This is a genomic window from Dietzia sp. PP-33, assembly GCF_033790845.1.
GTDB lineage: Bacteria > Actinomycetota > Actinomycetes > Mycobacteriales > Mycobacteriaceae > Dietzia.
Genome location: NZ_JAMYEI010000008.1, coordinates 193,220 through 209,462 on the forward strand (window position 1 = coordinate 193,220; position 16,243 = coordinate 209,462).

General features: G+C 68.5%; 12 protein-coding genes and 3 pseudogenes. 2 read left to right on the forward strand and 13 right to left on the reverse strand.

The features are described from left to right. Positions 1-3: 3 nt before the first annotated feature. From mmsB to NJE57_RS14835, 3 genes are read right to left on the reverse strand one after another with little or no spacing between them, the layout of a single operon-like run. On the reverse strand, positions 4-888 hold the full coding sequence (mmsB, locus tag NJE57_RS14825) for a 3-hydroxyisobutyrate dehydrogenase (protein ID WP_319029285.1): 885 nt from the start codon (positions 886-888) through the stop codon (positions 4-6). A gap of 2 nt (positions 889-890) precedes the next feature. After that, positions 891-2,066, reverse strand: coding sequence for an acyl-CoA dehydrogenase family protein (locus tag NJE57_RS14830; protein WP_319029286.1), 1,176 nt, complete (start codon positions 2,064-2,066; stop codon positions 891-893). Between the two features lie 27 nt (positions 2,067-2,093). Then, positions 2,094-3,620: a CoA-acylating methylmalonate-semialdehyde dehydrogenase gene (locus NJE57_RS14835; RefSeq protein ID WP_319029287.1), complete on the reverse strand. Its 1,527-nt coding sequence runs from the start codon at positions 3,618-3,620 to the stop codon at positions 2,094-2,096. A 209-nt stretch (positions 3,621-3,829) separates the two neighbouring features. On the opposite strand from NJE57_RS14835, the gene NJE57_RS14840 reads away from it, so the two are divergent. Beyond that, a complete protein-coding gene (locus NJE57_RS14840; RefSeq protein ID WP_319029288.1) occupies positions 3,830-5,578 on the forward strand; it encodes an AMP-binding protein in 1,749 nt (582 codons plus the stop codon). A 162-nt stretch (positions 5,579-5,740) separates the two neighbouring features. On the opposite strand, the gene NJE57_RS14845 is transcribed toward NJE57_RS14840, so the two are convergent. From NJE57_RS14845 to NJE57_RS14885, 9 genes and pseudogenes are all read right to left on the reverse strand, one after another. Continuing rightward, positions 5,741-6,616 carry an SDR family oxidoreductase gene (locus NJE57_RS14845; protein ID WP_319029289.1) on the reverse strand — a complete coding sequence of 292 codons (876 nt, stop codon included), beginning with the start codon at positions 6,614-6,616 and terminating at the stop codon, positions 5,741-5,743. Further along, positions 6,613-8,286 carry an AMP-binding protein gene (locus NJE57_RS14850; protein WP_319029290.1) on the reverse strand — a complete coding sequence of 558 codons (1,674 nt, stop codon included), beginning with the start codon at positions 8,284-8,286 and terminating at the stop codon, positions 6,613-6,615. The genes NJE57_RS14845 and NJE57_RS14850 overlap by 4 nt, the downstream gene beginning before the upstream one ends. A gap of 48 nt (positions 8,287-8,334) precedes the next feature. Further along, positions 8,335-9,626 (reverse strand): annotated as a pseudogene (locus tag NJE57_RS14855) (hypothetical protein). Further along, on the reverse strand, positions 9,623-10,198 hold the full coding sequence (locus NJE57_RS14860) for a nuclear transport factor 2 family protein (RefSeq protein ID WP_319029291.1): 576 nt from the start codon (positions 10,196-10,198) through the stop codon (positions 9,623-9,625). Before NJE57_RS14860 ends, NJE57_RS14855 begins: the two are co-directional and overlap by 4 nt. Positions 10,199-10,219: 21 nt before the next feature. Further along, positions 10,220-10,420, reverse strand: coding sequence for a ferredoxin (locus NJE57_RS14865; RefSeq protein ID WP_319029355.1), 201 nt, complete (start codon positions 10,418-10,420; stop codon positions 10,220-10,222). A gap of 17 nt (positions 10,421-10,437) precedes the next feature. Further along, positions 10,438-11,736 (reverse strand): cytochrome P450, encoded by a 1,299-nt coding sequence (locus tag NJE57_RS14870; RefSeq protein ID WP_319029356.1) that lies wholly within the window; start codon positions 11,734-11,736, stop codon positions 10,438-10,440. Between the two features lie 104 nt (positions 11,737-11,840). Beyond that, positions 11,841-12,635 (reverse strand): SDR family oxidoreductase, encoded by a 795-nt coding sequence (locus tag NJE57_RS14875; RefSeq protein ID WP_319029292.1) that lies wholly within the window; start codon positions 12,633-12,635, stop codon positions 11,841-11,843. Beyond that, positions 12,635-13,732 carry a cytochrome P450 gene (locus NJE57_RS14880; protein WP_319029293.1) on the reverse strand — a complete coding sequence of 366 codons (1,098 nt, stop codon included), beginning with the start codon at positions 13,730-13,732 and terminating at the stop codon, positions 12,635-12,637. The genes NJE57_RS14875 and NJE57_RS14880 overlap by 1 nt, the downstream gene beginning before the upstream one ends. Continuing rightward, a pseudogene (locus tag NJE57_RS14885) lies at positions 13,716-13,967 on the reverse strand (IS30 family transposase); the annotation flags it as partial. The pseudogene NJE57_RS14885 and the gene NJE57_RS14880, both read right to left, overlap by 17 nt. A 162-nt stretch (positions 13,968-14,129) precedes the next feature. Between NJE57_RS14885 and NJE57_RS14890 the strand changes: the two are divergent. Then, positions 14,130-15,326 carry an IS256 family transposase gene (locus NJE57_RS14890; RefSeq protein WP_413464423.1) on the forward strand — a complete coding sequence of 399 codons (1,197 nt, stop codon included), beginning with the start codon at positions 14,130-14,132 and terminating at the stop codon, positions 15,324-15,326. A gap of 48 nt (positions 15,327-15,374) precedes the next feature. On the opposite strand, the pseudogene NJE57_RS14895 reads toward NJE57_RS14890, so the two are convergent. Further along, a pseudogene (locus tag NJE57_RS14895) lies at positions 15,375-16,238 on the reverse strand (IS30 family transposase); the annotation flags it as partial. Between the last annotated feature and the right edge of the window lie 5 nt (positions 16,239-16,243).

Consider the following 16,243-nt stretch of genomic DNA (forward strand, 5'->3'; position numbering starts at 1 on the left):
GGGTCAGCCCCGCGAGGAGTCGCGGATACTGGTGATGATAGCGCTGAAGTCCTGGCCACCGTGGTCCTGGGCGAACTCGTCGTACAGGGCAGCGGCGGCCGCGCCGAGCGGTGCGACCGTACCCGTGCTCTCCAGCGCCGCGACCGCGAGCCCCAGGTCCTTGTTCATCAGGGCCGTGGCGAATCCGGGCGTGAAGTCGTTGTTGGCGGGCGAGGTGGGGACCGGTCCGGGGACGGGGCAGTTGGTGTGCAGCGCCCAACTGTTACCGGTGGCGCCGGTGACCACGTCGAACAGGGCCTGGTGCTCCAGCCCCAGCCGCTCCGCGAGCACGAACGCCTCGCCGATCGCGATCTGGTGCACCGCGAGCACCATGTTGTTGCAGACCTTGGCGGCCTGGCCGGCACCCGTGCCACCACAGTGGATGACCTTGCCCGCCATCGGCTCGAGCACGGGCTCCGCGGCGGCGAACGCCTCGTCCTCCCCGCCGACCATGAACGCCAGCGTGCCGGCGGTCGCACCCTTGACCCCGCCGGACACGGGGGCGTCGACCTGCAGCATCCCCGCGTCGACGGCACTCGCGTGGACCGCTCGGGCGTCGTCGACCGAGATGGTGGACGAGTCGATGAAGAGCGTGCCCTTCTCCGCCTCGCCCAGCACCTCGGCGTAGGTCGACGTCACGAGCGCGCCGTTGGGCAGCATGGTGATGACCACCGACGAGCCGCGGACCGCCTCGGCCGGCGAGTCGCACACGGTCACCCCAGCGGTGCGCGCGGCCTCCTGAGCGGCCCCGACAGGGTCGAATCCGCGGACCTCGTGCCCGGCACCCACCAGGTTCGCGGCCATGGGCCCGCCCATGTTGCCGAGCCCCAGAAAAGCAATGGTGGTCATTACTACGCTCCCAGTCCGCGCGCGGCGACGGCCCGGCCGACGACGACACGCATGATCTCGTTGGTCCCCTCCAGGATGCGGTGCACCCGGAGATCTCGCACGATCTTCTCGATTCCGTACTCGGCCAGGTACCCGTACCCGCCGAACAGTTGCAACGCCCGGTCCGCGATGTCGAAGCAGTGGTCGGTGACGAAGAGCTTCGCCATGGCGCACTGCTCGACGTGGTCCGGCTCCTTGGCGTCGAGCGATGCGGCGGCCCGCCACAGCATGAGCCGACTCGCCTCCAACTCGGTGGCCATCTCGGCGAGCGTGAAGCGGATCGTCGGCTCGTCGATCAACGCGCCGCCGAAGGCTTCCCGGTCGCGCACATGGGCGACGGCCCGCGAGTACGCGTCCTGCGCGCCGCCCAGCGAGCAGGCGGCGATGTTGATGCGCCCGCCGTTGAGCCCCCGCATGGCGATGGTGAACCCGAGTCCCTCCCCGCCGGAGTCGGCGCCACCGATGAGGTTGGCGGCCGGGACGCGCACGCCCTCCATGATCACCTGCGCGGTGGGCTGGGCGTTCCAGCCCATCTTCTGCTCGTCGGGTCCGAAGCTCAGTCCGTCGGAGTCCGCCGGGACGAGGAACGCCGAGATGCCCTTGGCCCCGGCCTCGCCGGTGCGCGCCATCACCACGTAGACGTCGGACTGTCCGCCACCGGAGATGAACTGCTTGGTGCCGGTGAGGACGTACTCGGCGCTCTCGCCCTCGCCCTCCTTCACGGCCCTGGTCCGCAGCGCGGCCGCGTCCGAACCGGCGCCCGGTTCGGTGAGGCAGTAGCTCGCGAACAGCTCCAGGGACGCCATGCGCGGGATCCACTCGTGGCGCTGTTCCTCGGTGCCGAACTCGTCGACCATCCACACACACATGTTGTGGATGGACAGGTACGCGGCCACTGACGGGCATCCCCGGGCGAGCTGCTCGAAGATCCGGACACCGTCCAGGCGACGCATCCCGCTGCCCCCGACGTCCTCCGAGATATAGATGGCGCCCATCCCCATCTCGGCCGCCTCGCGGAGGACGTCCTTGGGGAAGTGGTGGGTCGCGTCCCACTCCTGCGCCTTGGGCGCGATCCGCTTGACCGAGAAGTCGTAGGCGGTGTCGACGATGACCTTGTCGTCGTCATCAAGGGTGAACATGGGTGTTCCTCTCGTGGCGATGCCCGATCAGTCCATCGTGGGGATGACGAACTCGGCGCCGTCCTTGATGCCGGAGGGCCAGCGCTGGGTGACCGTCTTGACCTTGGAGTAGAACTTGATCGACTCCGGGCCGTGCTGGTTGAGGTCGCCGAAGCCGGACTTCTTCCAGCCACCGAAGGTGTGGTACGCGATCGGCACCGGGATCGGCACGTTGACTCCGACCATGCCCACCTGGACGTTGGACACGAACTCGCGGGCCGCGTCGCCGTCGCGGGTGAAGATGGCCACGCCGTTGCCGTACTCGTGCTCGTTGGGCAGGCGCAGGGCCTCGTCGTAGTCCTTGGCGCGGACCACCACGAGGACGGGGCCGAAGATCTCGTCGGTGTAGACACTCATGTCCGGGGTGACCTTGTCCATGAGCGTGGGGCCGACGTAGTAGCCGCCGGAGATGTCCTCGCCGTTGAACTCATTCGTGTAGCCCCCGACGCCCCGGCCGTCGACGAGGAGCTCCGCGCCGGCCTTCTCGCCCTGGTCGATGTAGTCCAGCACGCGGGCCTTGGACTCGGGGGTCACCAGCGGGCCGTAGTCGGACTGCGGGTCGTGGCTGTGGCCCACCTTGAGCGCCTTGACCTTGGGCAGCAGCTTCTCCAGCAGCGCCTCGGCCGTGCCCTCCCCCACCGGGACGGCGACCGAGATGGCCATGCAGCGCTCGCCGGCCGAGCCGAAACCGGCTCCGACCAGGGCGTCGGCCACCTGCTCCATGTCCGCGTCCGGCATGATGACCGCGTGGTTCTTGGCGCCACCGAAGCACTGCGCCCGCTTACCGGTGCGGGCCGCGTTCTCGTAGATGTACTGCGCGATGGGCGTGGATCCGACGAACCCTACGGCCTGGATCGTGTCGCTGTTCAGGATCGCGTCCACGGCCTCCTTGTCGCCGTGGACGACCTGGAAGATGCCGTCGGGCAGGCCCGCCTCGGTGAAGAGCTCGGCCAGCCGGACCGGGACGGAGGGATCGCGCTCGGAGGGCTTGAGGACGAACGCGTTGCCGCAGGCGATCGCCGGGCCGGCCTTCCACAGCGGGATCATGGCCGGGAAGTTGAACGGCGTGATGCCGGCGACCACACCGAGAGGCTGACGCATGGAGTACACGTCCACTCCCGTGCCGGCGTTCTCGGTGAACTCACCCTTGAGCAGGTGCGGGATACCGATCGCGAACTCGACGACCTCGAGGCCGCGCTGGATGTCGCCCTTCGCGTCCGGGGTGGTCTTTCCGTGCTCGATCGCCAGCAGTTCGGCCAGCTCGTCCATGTTCTCGTTGACGAGGGCGACGAAACGCATGAGCACGCGGGCGCGCTTCTGCGGGTTCTGTGCGGCCCACGCCTTCTGCGCCTCGGCGGCCTTGGCGATCACGTCGTCGACCTCGGCGGTCGATGCCAACGGCACCACGGCCTGCGCCTTGCCGGTGCTCGGGTTGAGCACCTCGTGGCTCCGCCCGCCCGTCGCGGTGACCCTCTCGCCGTTGATGTAGTGCTCGATCTGCCTGAGATCCGACATGGACATCCCTTCGTCGTGGGGCCGCGGTGCCCGAATGCCCGCGCGCCACTTCTCCCGTGATGCCCATCACCCTATACTTGCATCTCCTAGTAATCCAGGGGCGGCGCCCTGCGGTGCCCCCACCCCTCCCCTTTCGGGTGTACCGCCACCTCCCCGCGCGCCCATACTGTGAGCTGACTCACTCCCCATGTCCGCTATCAGGAGATTTCATGGCCCCGATCGCCACCGACGCCACCACCAGATTCCGCACCGCCCGCGACTTCCTGCAGGCCAACGCGAACGACTACGACGCGGCGCGGGCCGGCTTCAGCTGGCCCGAGCTCGACGAGTGGAACTGGGCGCTCAACTGGTTCGACGTCCAGGCCGAGGGCAACACCGACCCCGCGCTGTGGATCGTCGAGGAACACGACGGTGGCGGGGCCCCCAGCGAGGCGAAGTACTCCTTCGACGAGATGCGGATCCGCTCGGACCGCACCGCCAACTGGCTGCGGGCCCGCGGCGTGGAGCCCGGCGACCGGATCCTGCTGATGCTGGCCAACCAGGTCGAACTGTGGGACGTCATGCTGGCCGTCATCAAGCTCGGCGCCGTGGTCATCCCCGCCACCACGCTGCTCGCCGAGGGCGACCTGCGCGACCGGATCGCCCGCGGCGGGATCAAGCACGTGATCGCCCGCTCTGAGCTCGCCGACCGCTTCGCCGACATCTCCGGCGACTACCAGCGGTTCTCGGTCGGCCGCGCCGACGCCGGCGACGCCACCGGGAGCGCTCCCGACGGCTGGACCGACCTCGCCGCGGCGATGGACGCCTCCCCGGACTTCGAGCCCAGCCACATCACCCGCGCCGACGACACCCTGCTGCTCTACTTCACGTCGGGGACCACCAGCAAGCCCAAGCTCGTCGAGCACACCCACGCCTCGTACCCGGCCGGCCACCTGTCCACCATGTACTGGATCGGCCTCCAGCCCGGGGACGTCCACCTCAACGTGTCCTCGCCCGGCTGGGCCAAGCACGCCTGGTCCAACGTGTTCACCCCGTGGATCGCCGGGTCGTGCGTGTTCATCTACAACTACTCACGCTTCGACGCCACGGCGATGATGCGCGAGATGGACCGGTGCGGGGTGACCAGTCTGTGCTGCCCGCCCACGGTGTGGCGCCTGCTCATCCAGGCGGACCTCAGCCAGCTCATGACGCCGCCGCGACTGGCCGTGGGCGCCGGGGAGCCGCTGAACCCCGAGGTGATCGGCCGGGTCCGCGACGCGTGGGGGGTGACGATCCGCGACGGCTTCGGCCAGACCGAGACCACCGTGCAGATCGCCAACACCCCGGGCCAGCCCATCAAGGACGGGTCCATGGGCCGCCCGTGCCCCGGCTTCGACGTGGCGTTGGTGGACCCGGCCACGGGACAGGAGGTCACGGGCACCGGGGCGGAGGGCGAGATCTGCCTGCGCCTGGACCCCCGACCGCTCGGCCTGATGGTCGGATACCACGGTGATGCCGAGCGCACCGACGCCGCGTACGCGGACGGTTTCTACCACACCGGCGACGTCGGTTCACGGGACTCCGAGGGCTACATCACCTACGTCGGCCGCACCGACGACGTGTTCAAGTCCTCCGACTACCGGATCTCCCCGTTCGAACTGGAGTCGGTCCTGCTGGAGCATCCGGCCGTCGCCGAGGCGGCGGTCGTGCCCTCCCCGGATCCGGTGCGGCTGAGTGTGCCCAAGGCGTTCGTCGTCCTGGCCGGCGGCTGGGAGCCGACCGAGGACACCGCGCGCCAGATCTTCGAGTACTCGCGCACGCACCTCGCCGGCTACAAGCGGGTCCGCCGCCTCCAGTTCACCGACCTGCCCAAGACCATCTCCGGCAAGATCCGACGGGTCGAGCTGCGCAGGGGCGAGAGCGAGAACGGCCCGTCGGTGGACTTCCCCGGGGAGTTCCGGGAGGACGCGCTGCGCTGACGACTCGCCGGGTCCCGGCCGTCTCCGCGAGTGGTCACATATGCACCTCACCTGCCCCCGGTGTCCTGAGACGACGCGAACGGGATCGACCACTAGACGGGGCGAGCCGGTGTCGGCCACGCAGTCCGTCCCGAACGCGTCTCGAGCAGCTCCCGATAGCGCTCAGGCCCGGACGAACCCGTCGATCTCCTCGGGGGTCCACGGCGGGCTGTCGTGGAAGTCGCGGTAGGCCAGGATCCGGGCCTCGGGGGTCGGGAACCGTCCGATGAACCCGCCCGCACCGGCGAACACCCCGCCCGTCACGCCGGCGGACAGCTCCGACACCAGATAGGTGTAGAGCTGCGCCACGTACTCGGGGCCGCCCGGGTCGAGCGCTCCGGCCACGCTGAGCTCGTCGAGCATGCCCCTGCGACCCAGTTCGCGGATCTGCTCCTCGTAGGCCTCGCCGGTCGACAGGCGGGTCCGGGCGCCCGGGCACACCACGTTCGCACGCACCCCGTACTCGGCGAGCTCGGCCGCGATCGCCATGGTCAGTGAGGTGACAGCGCCTTTGCCGGCCGGGTATCCGGTGCCGCCGTAGTCGCCCTTCCACGCGAACGACGAGGTGGTGACGATCGCACCCGATCCGGCCGAGGCGAAGTGTGGCGCGAATACACGGCACGGGGCGAACACCGTCCCGAGGTGTGCGTCCATGAGACCGCCGAACTCCTCGTGCGAGACGGTGAGGATCGACGACCCCGCCGGTTCCGGCGCGCCCGCGCACGTGATGAGCCCGGACACGACCGAGCCCTCGTCCGCAGCCGCCGCGAGTAGCGCATCCGCCACCGCGGGCTCATGAGCAGAACCCGCGACCCCGACTATCCGCCCATCGGACCGCGCGGCGAGTTCGGCGACCCTTTGCGTCAGCGCCGCCTCGTCGCGCCCGTTGAGCACCACGTCGGCGCCGCGGGCGGCGAGGTCGTCCGCCACCGCCGCACCGATCCCGCGGGAGGACCCGGTGACGGCGAAGGCCCGCCCGTCGAGCCTCAGTCCGGTCACGCCGTTCCGGCGGGTTCCGTCCGCCGGTCGTGGTCGGGGGCGCGCTCCGCAACCAGGCGGCGCGCCCATCCGTAGTCGGTCTTGCTGCTGGGATGCCGCTCGACCTGCTCGACGGCCCAATACGCCACAGGGATTTTGAAGCCCGCAAGGTGCTCGCGCAGAGCGAGGCCGACGGCTGTGAAGTCACCCGCGTTCCCGTCAGCGGAGTCCCCGTCCGCCCACTGGACGACCGCACCGACACGGTGTCCGAAACGCTCGTCCGGTACGCCGAAGACCACGGCGTCCTCGATTCCTGCCACCGCCTTAAGCGCGGCCTCGACCTCCTCGGCGAAGATCTTCTCGCCGCCCGAGTTGATCACCTGGCTGGCCCGGCCGAGCATGATGATTGTCTCCGGGCCGTCATAGCGTCCGCGGTCTCCGGTGAATACCCGCCTGCTGCCGGCCACCTCCCGGAAGGTCTCGGCGGACTTGGCCTCGTCCTTGTAGTAGCCGCTCGGCTGGTACCCGGACTTGACGATCCATCCGATTTCCACGGAGTCGTCGGGCAGGGGTTCGTCGAGGTCGTCCACGAGTTGCAGCGTCGTACCGCGCGGGATCCGCGGGCCGTGGTCTGTGAACAACGACCCGTCGTCGAGATTCGCCTTGGTGACCACGCCCAGGCCGCCGAAGCCGCTCTCCGATGAGCCGAAGGCGTCCATGATCATCAGGTCGGGCCGGAGTCCCAACAGCTCCGCCTTGACCGAGGGGGAGAACTGGGCCGCGCCGGAGGAGATCATGAACATGCTCGAGGTGTCGGCGCCGGTCTCCCGCAGCTGTTCCACGATCGGCCGGACCATCGCGTCGCCGGCGACCACCGCCACCTGGATCTTCTCGCTCTCGACCTCCTCCAGGACATCTGTCGCCCGGAAGTGCGGGAGGTAGTGCATGGTTCCGCCGGCGAAGAGTCCGGTGAAACTGGGCATGATGCCCGAGGTGTGTATGAGCGGGAGCAGGATGAGGTAGCGCATGGGGTCACCGCCCAGGCCCGCCCTGGACTGGTGGTACTCGTCCGGGACGGGCTCACCGGTGTGGTAATCGGCCCCGCCACCGAGGCTGCGCCACAGATCCTCCCGGCGCCACATCACGCCCTTGGGTTTCCCGGTGGTGCCGCCGGTGAACACCAGGTAGAGGTCGTCGCCGCTCCGCTCCAGCCGGGGACGCTCCGGCGAGGCCGCGTCGAGGATCTCGCGGGAGGGCAGAGCACCGTCCGGGAGGGTCTCGACGCCCGATCCGTCCTCCACCATGATCGTGTGACGGACGGCGTCGAGCCCGCTGACCGCCTCGGCCACAGCGGCACCGAACTCCCGGTGGAACACCAACACGCTGGTGTCCGAGTAGTCGTAGAGGTAGCGCAGTTCCGGACCCGAGTAGCGGTAGTTGATGCTGATGGTCACCGCGCGCAGTTTGAGGACGCCGAGGATCAGTGCCAGGCAGTCCACCCCGTTGCGCAGGTGCACCCCGACGTGGTCACCGGCCCCCACCCCGAGCGAGGACAGCGCCGAGGCCCACCGGTTGGCCTCGGCCTCGAGGCCCGAGTAGGTCAGCCGGCGGTCGTCCTCCACCACCGCCAGGCGATCGTCGCCGTAGGCGTCCACGGCGTGTTCGAAGAGGTCTGCCAGGTTGTGTGCCATGCGGTGTCCTCGGTGCTCTCGGGTGTGTCCGGCGGGGAAAGGGTGAACTCAGACAGGGGTGATGGGCAGCGGTGTGCGGGCGGGCCCGAAGTCGAACGCGGCTCCGGTGCTGATCCTGGTGACGGCCACCTCGTCGGACTCCTTCGCGGGCTCGTCGCCGAGACGCAGGACCGCCTCCACCCGGGATCCGTCGGAGGGGATGCGCTCGACCGTCCAGTACGGGTTCACGGCCTGGGCGGCCGCGGCGAGCGGGCGGAGACCGTCCCGGGCGAGCAGTGGCTCCAGGTGTCGTCGACGAACGCCTCCGCCGAGGTGTCCCAGGCGACGGTGACGCTCGCGCCGTCCTCGGAAACCGACGAGGAGTACCCCGTGTAGGCGGTCGGGCCGGCCAGCGGGTGCAGGTCCAGCACAGCGATCAGCCCGTGCGCGTCCCCGTCGACACCGAGGACGTCGCGGATGCGGCCCGCCGCCACGCCCGCGATCCCGGTCGCCTGGTAGGCGAGCAACCGGTCGGCGGTCTCGGAGTCCGACCGCCGGCGCACCGACTGGTGGAACCCCACCGCCAGAAGGTGCATCTGGAGGTACACCTCGCGGATGACGCGGATGAGTGCGGCAGAGGTGAATTCGGTGAAGATCAGATCAGACAGCAGCGGCCCGGCGTAGTCGTCACGCTCTCCCTGGCCGGCGGTGTCCCGGGGTGAGGGCGGGTCGAAACGGAACTCGATGAGCCGGCTCGAGGCCGTCTCGATCGCGGGCGCCGGGACCGGGAAGGGGTCGCCCTCGGGGTCGATCCGCACCGTCCAGTGGCAGTGCGGGGTCCGGCCCTCGGGGCTGCGGGGAGGCCGGTGGATGGGCTCGACGACCGCACGCGGGTTGGTGGCCAGCGCGGTGGCGGGGAACGTCGGGTCCTCGATCTCGTGGCACATGGTGCGGGTCAGCCGATCCCCCATGGGCTCGACGTCCATCAGGGCGCCGCAGTGATCCAGCCAGAACTCGCCGTTGTCGTGGTCGGTGACCCCGTACCGGAAATCCATGAACTGCGGTGGCGCCCCCACGTCCAGCTGGAAGCCCTTGAAGATCTCGGCGACACCGTCGCCGGTGATCCCCAGTGCCTTCTTCATCCGGCGGGTGTAGTGCGGGCTCGCGGCCTGCCACTCCTCTATCGCCACGTCCCTCATGCCCTCCACGCCGAACTCACCGAGCAGCGCCGGCATACCGGCCCTGTCGATGAGTTGGCCGATCAGCAGGAGGTCGGGGAGCAGCCGTGCGAGCCGCGCGTGTTCCAGGGACTCCAGGGGATCGCGGGGTGCGGTCCGGTCGGCCGGGCCCACCGGACTCAGACCTCGTCCGGGGTGGACACGGGCCACATCGGGGCCGGACTGTCCTCGATGCGGTACCAGCCGGCCGGCTTCCCGCCGGCCGCCTCGAACCGCTCCTTCATGGAGGGGGTGAGCGCATCGGCCTCGTACATCCGCATGAACAGGTCCGCCACATTGCCGAAGTCGAAGAAGTCCCGTTGCCACGCCCACTGCTGGTTGCCGTTGTAGAGGAACCACGAACCGCCGAGCCCGTGGACCTCGTAGGGTTTGCCGGTCTTCGGGTCCACGGTGTCGCGCGCGATCTGCTTCCACAGGCACAGGACGTCACCCGTCTCGGGGTCGATGATCGTCCGGATGTACGGGTACTCCCAGCCGTCGAGCCCGGCCATCTCCTGGCCTAGCGCGACGTCGCGGATCTCGTCGCGGCCGACTGCCATGAAGTCGTCCTTGGTGCCGTAGTTCCAGCCGTAGGTGGCGTCCTCGGCGTAGAAATCCGCCAGTGGAGTCCAGTCCTTGTCCTGCTCGCACTTCGCGTTGGCGTCGATCCAGCGCTGCACGAACTCGGCGATCTCGGCTCGGTCGTATCGGGTCACGTCATTCACTCCTGGGCTCTGCTAGTTGCCGACGAGGCGGAGTGCCTGCGTCGGGCAGTACTTGACGGCGGCCTTGACGGCCTCGAGTTGGTCATCGGGGACCGTGCCCCGCTTGGCACGCACCTTGGCCTCGGAGCCCTTGCCCACCGTGAACCAGTCGGGGGCCTCGGCCTGGCATTCCGCGTGCCCCTGGCACAGGTCGAAGTCAACCTCCACGTGCATCGGCTCCGCCTCGCTCATCAGCTCTTCCTCCTCCGGTAGCGGACCGTGCACGGCTGGGCCAGCTGGACCACCATCTTGGAGTGGTCGTTGTGGTAGCTCTCCGGCGGCTGCGCGAGCTCGAACTCGAACTCCCGCAGCAGGATCGAGAAGATGGCCTTGATCTGGAGCTGGGCGAACGCGGCGCCCACGCAGCGGTGCGGACCGGCGCCGAAGGGGATCCAGGTCCACCGGTTGACGATGTCCTCCTGGCGCGGCTCGGCGTAGCGGTCCGGATCGAACGCCTCGGCGTCGGGGAAGTCCTCCGGAAGTCGGTTGGACACCGCCGGGGACGCGGCGACGGTCTGCCCGGCCCGCACCACGTAGTCGCCGATCTGCACGTCCTCCTGCGCCACCCGCATGAGGATGATGAGCGGCGGGTGCATGCGCAGCGTCTCCTTGAGGGCGTTCTCCACCTTCGGCATCTGCCGCAGCGCGCCGAAGCTGTACTCCTCCCCGCCCGCGTATACCTCGTCCAGTTCTGCGACGACCTGCGCGAGGTAGTCCGGATGCTTGAGCAGCTCGATGAGCATCCACGCGCTGGTGCCGGAGGTGGTGTGGTGCCCGGCGAACATCATCGAGATGAAGATGCCGGTGACCTCGTCCGCGGTGAACCGGTACGTGCCGTCCTCGTTCTTGACCGAGACGAGCACGTCGAGGAGGTCGCGGTCCTCCTTGTCCGCCGGCGGCTCGGCGATCCGCTTGTCCATGATCCCCGAGACCAGCTCGACCAGACCCGCACGCGCGGCATCACGCTTGCGGAAGGCCGGGATGTCGGCGTAGGCGTCGATGTACGCGTGGGGGTCGGTGCCCTGCTCGAGGTCGTGGTACAGGTGGGCGAACCGGGCGTCCAGCTGCTCGCGGAACTTCGGCCCGATCAGGCAGGCCGAGGAGGTGTAGATGGTCAGCTCGGAGAACCACTCGAGCAGGTCGATCTCGCCCTCGTCGCCCCACTCGGCCACCATGCGCTGGACCTCATGGGGGATGGTGACGGCGTGCTGACGCATGTGCTCGCCCCGCAGCGCGGTGTTGTGCAGCATCTCCGAGCGCCGCTCCGGGCTGGCGTCGAACACGACGCCCTCGCCGAAGACGGGTGTCATGAACGGATAGGCGGCGGCCTGGTCCAGGGACTCGTCCGGGGCACGGAAGAAGGCCTCGTTGGCGGCCGCTCCGGAGGCCAGGCAGATGTCGCGGTCTGCGATCCGGAACACGCCCAGGTCGCCGCACTCCTGACGGACCCGCCAGAATAGGCTGATCGGGTCGGTGCTGAGTTCGTCCATGTGACCGAGTTCGCCCTCGCCTCCGGAGACCCGCTGGGGTTCGGCGAGTGTGGAGAAGTCGGTGGGCTTGTCGGTGGAGTTGTCGGTGTGGCTGTCGGTACTGGTCACGAGTAGTCCTCCTCGATGGGGGCCTCCGGCTGGATCTCCAGCTCGGTGATCTGGGCGCCTCGGGGCATCGACACCATGGCGGCGACCCCCCGGGCGAGGTCGGCCGGTTTGCACATTCGCGGATGACGACCGAAGCCGTGTCTGACCCAGTCGTTGATGACGGACTCGGCTGTCTCCGGGTCGAACTCGGTGCCCATCTCGGTCATCACGGGGCCGGGGCGGACGACGCCGAGCCGGATCCCCGTGCCCTCGAGTTCTTTGCGCGCCTGGTGGGCCATGGTCTCCAGGCCGGCCTTGGCCGCCACGTACGCACCGGAACGGGGTCGCGCGGTGTACGCGACGTCGGAGCCGATCAGCACCACGTCACCCCGGCGGCGGGAGACCATCCCGGGCACCACGGCGTGGAGCAACCGCTGTACGGAGATCAGATGGATGTCCATCTGCGAGGCGAAGTCGTCCGGGTCCATCTCCCACACGCGGGCCATCTTCAACGTGCCCGCACTGGAGACCAGGATCTCGGGCGGGCCGTAGGCCTCACCGGCTGCCGCGACGTACTCCGCGACCGACTCCGCACTGGTGACGTCCACGGGTCGCGCGGTGGCCCGTCCCCCGGCCTCACGGATGCGCCCCACGAGGTCGTCGAGGCGGTCGGCCCGACGGGCGCCCACGACGACGGGGTGGCCGAGTGCGGCCAGCGCCTCCGCGGAGGCGCGGCCGATACCGGAGGAGGCGCCCGTGACGAGGGCCGGACGTTCGGTCACGTCCAGCTGCGGCGGGAATCTCAGACTCATCAGCGTCTGACCTCGACCCGCATGGGCAGATGGGCGAAGCCACGGACGTTGGAGGAGTGCACGCGCTGGGCGCCGGGCAGTATCTCGTAGCCCGTGATGGACCGCGAGATCTGATCGAGGGCGATGCGACCCTCGAGTCGCGCGAGGTGCGCGCCGAGGCAGAAGTGCGGCCCCTGACCGAAGCTCAGGCTCGCGGAGGTGTCGCGACCCAGGCGGAAGGTGCCGGCGTCCTCGAACACCTCCTCGTCGCGGTTGGCCGCGCCGATGAGCAGGAGGACCTTCTGGTCGGCCGGTATGGTGACGTCGCGGACCGTGACCTCCTGCATCGTCGTGCGCAGGACCAACTGGCTGGAGGTGTCGTAGCGCAGGGTCTCCTCGACCCAGTCGGGCACGCGCTCCGGGTCGGCGATGACCAGCTGCGACTGGTCGGGGTACTCGTTGCCCCAGAACATCGCGTTGGCGAGCAGCTTGGTGGTGGTCTCGTTGCCCGCCACCACCATGAGGAAGAGGAAGGACAGGATCTCGTCCTCGTCCAGTTTCTCCCCGTCGATCTCGGCGTCGATGAGCGCCGAGGTGAGGTCCTCGGTCCGCTTCCGGCGCCGCTCGGCGACCATGCCCTGGTAGTAGGCGATGAGGTCGAAGGCGGCGACCATCGAGTCCTCGGGCACGTCCTGACCGCCCTCCTCGCGGTGCATGACGAGGTCCGCGAGCCGGCGGAGCTCGTCGCGATCCGACTCCGGCACCCCCATGAGGTCGGAGATGACATCCATCGGCAGCTTGCCTGCGTAGTCCTGGACGAAGTCGAACTCGCCGCCGTCACGAGACCTGTCGAGGCACTCGTCCCAGTACTGCCGGGAGATCCGCTCGATACCCTCGGAGAGCGCGTCGACGCGCCGGGAGGTGAACCCCTTGCTCACGAGCTTGCGCAGGCGGGCGTGCCGCGGGTCGTCCATCGCGAGGAAGGACATCGTCTTGTAGGCGTGGGGACCGTAGGCGGCCGGGTCCAGGGAGACGCCCATCGAGTTGGAGAACACGTCGGGAGCGCGGAAGGCCTCACGGACGTCGGCGTGCTTCTTGAAGTCAAGTGGTTGTTGCAACCAGGAAGTCGTTGAGGGTTTGTGCTGGGGTTCTCCAGTCGAGGGTTTGCCGTGGTCGTCCGTTGAGCTCGGCGGCCACGGCGTCCAGGTCGGCTTGGGTGTAGGTGCGGAAGTCGGTTGAGGACCGTGGGAAGTACTGCCGGAGCAGCCCGTTGGTGTTCTCGTTGGAGCCGCGCTGCCAGGGCGAGTGAGGGTCGCAGAAGTACACCTGGCAGTTGGTGCTCAGCGTGAATTTGGCGGTTGCGCCGAGGGTGTTTCATTGAGTGTGTAAGGGTCCGGTCTCGAACCGAGGTGTGACCTACGGGTTTCGCCTCTTGGAAGGACCGACCGAATGACCGAAATTGCTGGTGCGCAGAACCCCGTGGCTGGGGTGCTGAACGCCGATCAGATCGACGCCATGGTGACCGCCGCCCAGGAGCTCGGTGAGGGCCGCCACGGGGTCGAAGAGCTGCTGACGCAGATGACCAAGGCGGTGCTGGAGCGGGCCATGGAAGCCGAGCTCAGTGACCACCTGGGCTACGAGGCCGGAGACCCCGCCGGCCATGGGACCGGCAACTCCCGCAATGGCAAGACCACCAAGAATGTCCAGACCCTGCAGGGCCCCGTGGAGCTCACCGTGCCGCGGGACCGCAATAGCTCCTTCGAGCCGGTAATCGTTCCCAAGCGGGCCCGTCGGCTGGGCAAGGTCGAAGACATGATCCTGTCCCTCTACGCCCGTGGAATGACGACACGGGATATCGGCTCACACCTCGAGGAGATCTACGGCTCCAAGGTCTCCGCCGCGACCATTTCCAGGGTCACCGACGTGGTGACCGACGAGATCGCCCTCTGGCAGTCCCGGCCGCTGGAGACGGTGTATCCGATCGTCTACATCGACGCGATCTGGCTGAAGATCCGCGACGGCGGGGTCGTGGCCAATAAAGCCTGCCACGTGGCCGTAGGCGTCGATCTGGAGGGCCGCAAGCAGGTCCTGGGCCTGTGGCTAGGCGCCACCGAGGGAGCCAAGTTCTGGGCCAACGTGCTGACGGAAATCCGCAATCGCGGAGCCAAGGACATCTTGATCCTGTGCTGCGACGGGCTGACCGGACTACCGGCCGCGGTCAACAGCGTCTACCCCGAGACCGTGGTGCAGACCTGCGTGGTGCACCTACTGCGATCGGCCATGAAGTACGCCTCCTACACCGACCGCAAGACCATGGCCAAGGACATGAAGCCGATCTACACCGCGGCCACCGTGCAGGCCGCCGAACTGGCGATGGAGACCTTCGCCGAAACCTGGAAGACCAAGGCCCCAGGGGCGGTACTGGCGTGGCGCAATGCGTGGGAGGACTTCACTCCGTTCCTGGCGTTCACCCCCGAGATCCGCAAGGTCATCTACACCACGAATCAGATCGAATCGATCAACTACCAGCTACGCAAGATCACCAAGACCCGGGGCTCATTCCCCTCAGCCGAGGCGGCGATCAAGCTGGTCTATCTGGGCATCCGAAACATCGAGACCACCCGCGGTGGCGAACTCGGCACCGGCACCCAGGGATGGCACCGAGCGCTGAATGCTTTCGCCGTGCAGTTCCCCAACCGACTCCCACTCTGACCACCGGACAGAGGGGCTAACTGACCGGCCCCTTACACAGAAAACTTGACACGCCCTCTGCGCCATCTCCGAACCTTGGTCCCAGGTCAGCGACCTGAGCAGGTGATCGGGCAATTGGCTCATACGCTCGATCAGAACCCGGATGACCTCCTCGCTGACCCGTGACCGCGGTAGCGAACCGAGCATCACGTACCGCGAATGCCGCTCGACCAGGGTCACAATCGCCGAACCGCTGCGGGCGCCCAGGACCAGGTCGCCCTCCCAGTGCCCCGGGACTGCTCGATCCTCGGCCTCGGCAGGCCGGGTCGAGACGTTGAACCCCTTGACCCAGGCCTTGCCGGTGCGGTCGGCCGACGCCTTGCGCGACTGCGGTTTGCGCTGTCGACGGCCGGATCTGAGAGCGACCTGCCTGCCGATCTCCATCCGGAATCCACCCCGTGCCTGGAAATAGATGGCCTGATAGATCGTCTCGTGGGACACATGCATCTCCGGCTGATCGGGGTAGGTCAGCGTGAGCCACCGCGAGATCTGCATCGGTGACCACCGCAGCTCGAGCTTGGCCTTGACCGTAGACCACAGCGGCGGATAGGCACGGCCGTGACCAGGCCTGAGCTTGCCCGCACGCTTGCGTCTGGCACGCTCATCGGCTTTGCGCTGAGCCTGCTCGCAGGAGTACAGCCAGCGATACGACCCGGACAGGCCCGGGGTGTGGCCCCGCTTTCGATGCGGGTGCCGAGCCCCCTGCCCCTTCGCGCACCGCGCACCCCGGGCCGAGTTGTTGCGCTCGACTTCCCGCCAGACCGTGGTGCGACTACGCCCGATCCGCTCGGCGATCTCCGGGTACTTCAACCCCTGCCCAAACAAGGTCTCGATCTTGGCCCGCTCGACAACCGACAACCGCGCACCAGGCACCGCGA

Bases quoted from the DNA above. Each gene is read 5' to 3' on its own strand.
- NJE57_RS14870 (WP_319029356.1), bottom strand. From the start codon at position 11,736: ATGGACGAACTCAGCACCGACCCGATCAGCCTATTCTGGCGGGTCCGT.
- NJE57_RS14850 (WP_319029290.1), bottom strand. From the start codon at position 8,286: ATGGCACACAACCTGGCAGACCTCTTCGAACACGCCGTGGACGCCTAC.
- NJE57_RS14835 (WP_319029287.1), bottom strand. From the start codon at position 3,620: ATGTCGGATCTCAGGCAGATCGAGCACTACATCAACGGCGAGAGGGTC.
- NJE57_RS14890 (WP_413464423.1), top strand. From the start codon at position 14,130: ATGGTGACCGCCGCCCAGGAGCTCGGTGAGGGCCGCCACGGGGTCGAA.
- mmsB (WP_319029285.1), bottom strand. From the start codon at position 888: ATGACCACCATTGCTTTTCTGGGGCTCGGCAACATGGGCGGGCCCATG.
- NJE57_RS14875 (WP_319029292.1), bottom strand. From the start codon at position 12,635: ATGAGTCTGAGATTCCCGCCGCAGCTGGACGTGACCGAACGTCCGGCC.
- NJE57_RS14830 (WP_319029286.1), bottom strand. From the start codon at position 2,066: ATGTTCACCCTTGATGACGACGACAAGGTCATCGTCGACACCGCCTAC.
- NJE57_RS14840 (WP_319029288.1), top strand. From the start codon at position 3,830: ATGGCCCCGATCGCCACCGACGCCACCACCAGATTCCGCACCGCCCGC.
- NJE57_RS14865 (WP_319029355.1), bottom strand. From the start codon at position 10,420: ATGCACGTGGAGGTTGACTTCGACCTGTGCCAGGGGCACGCGGAATGC.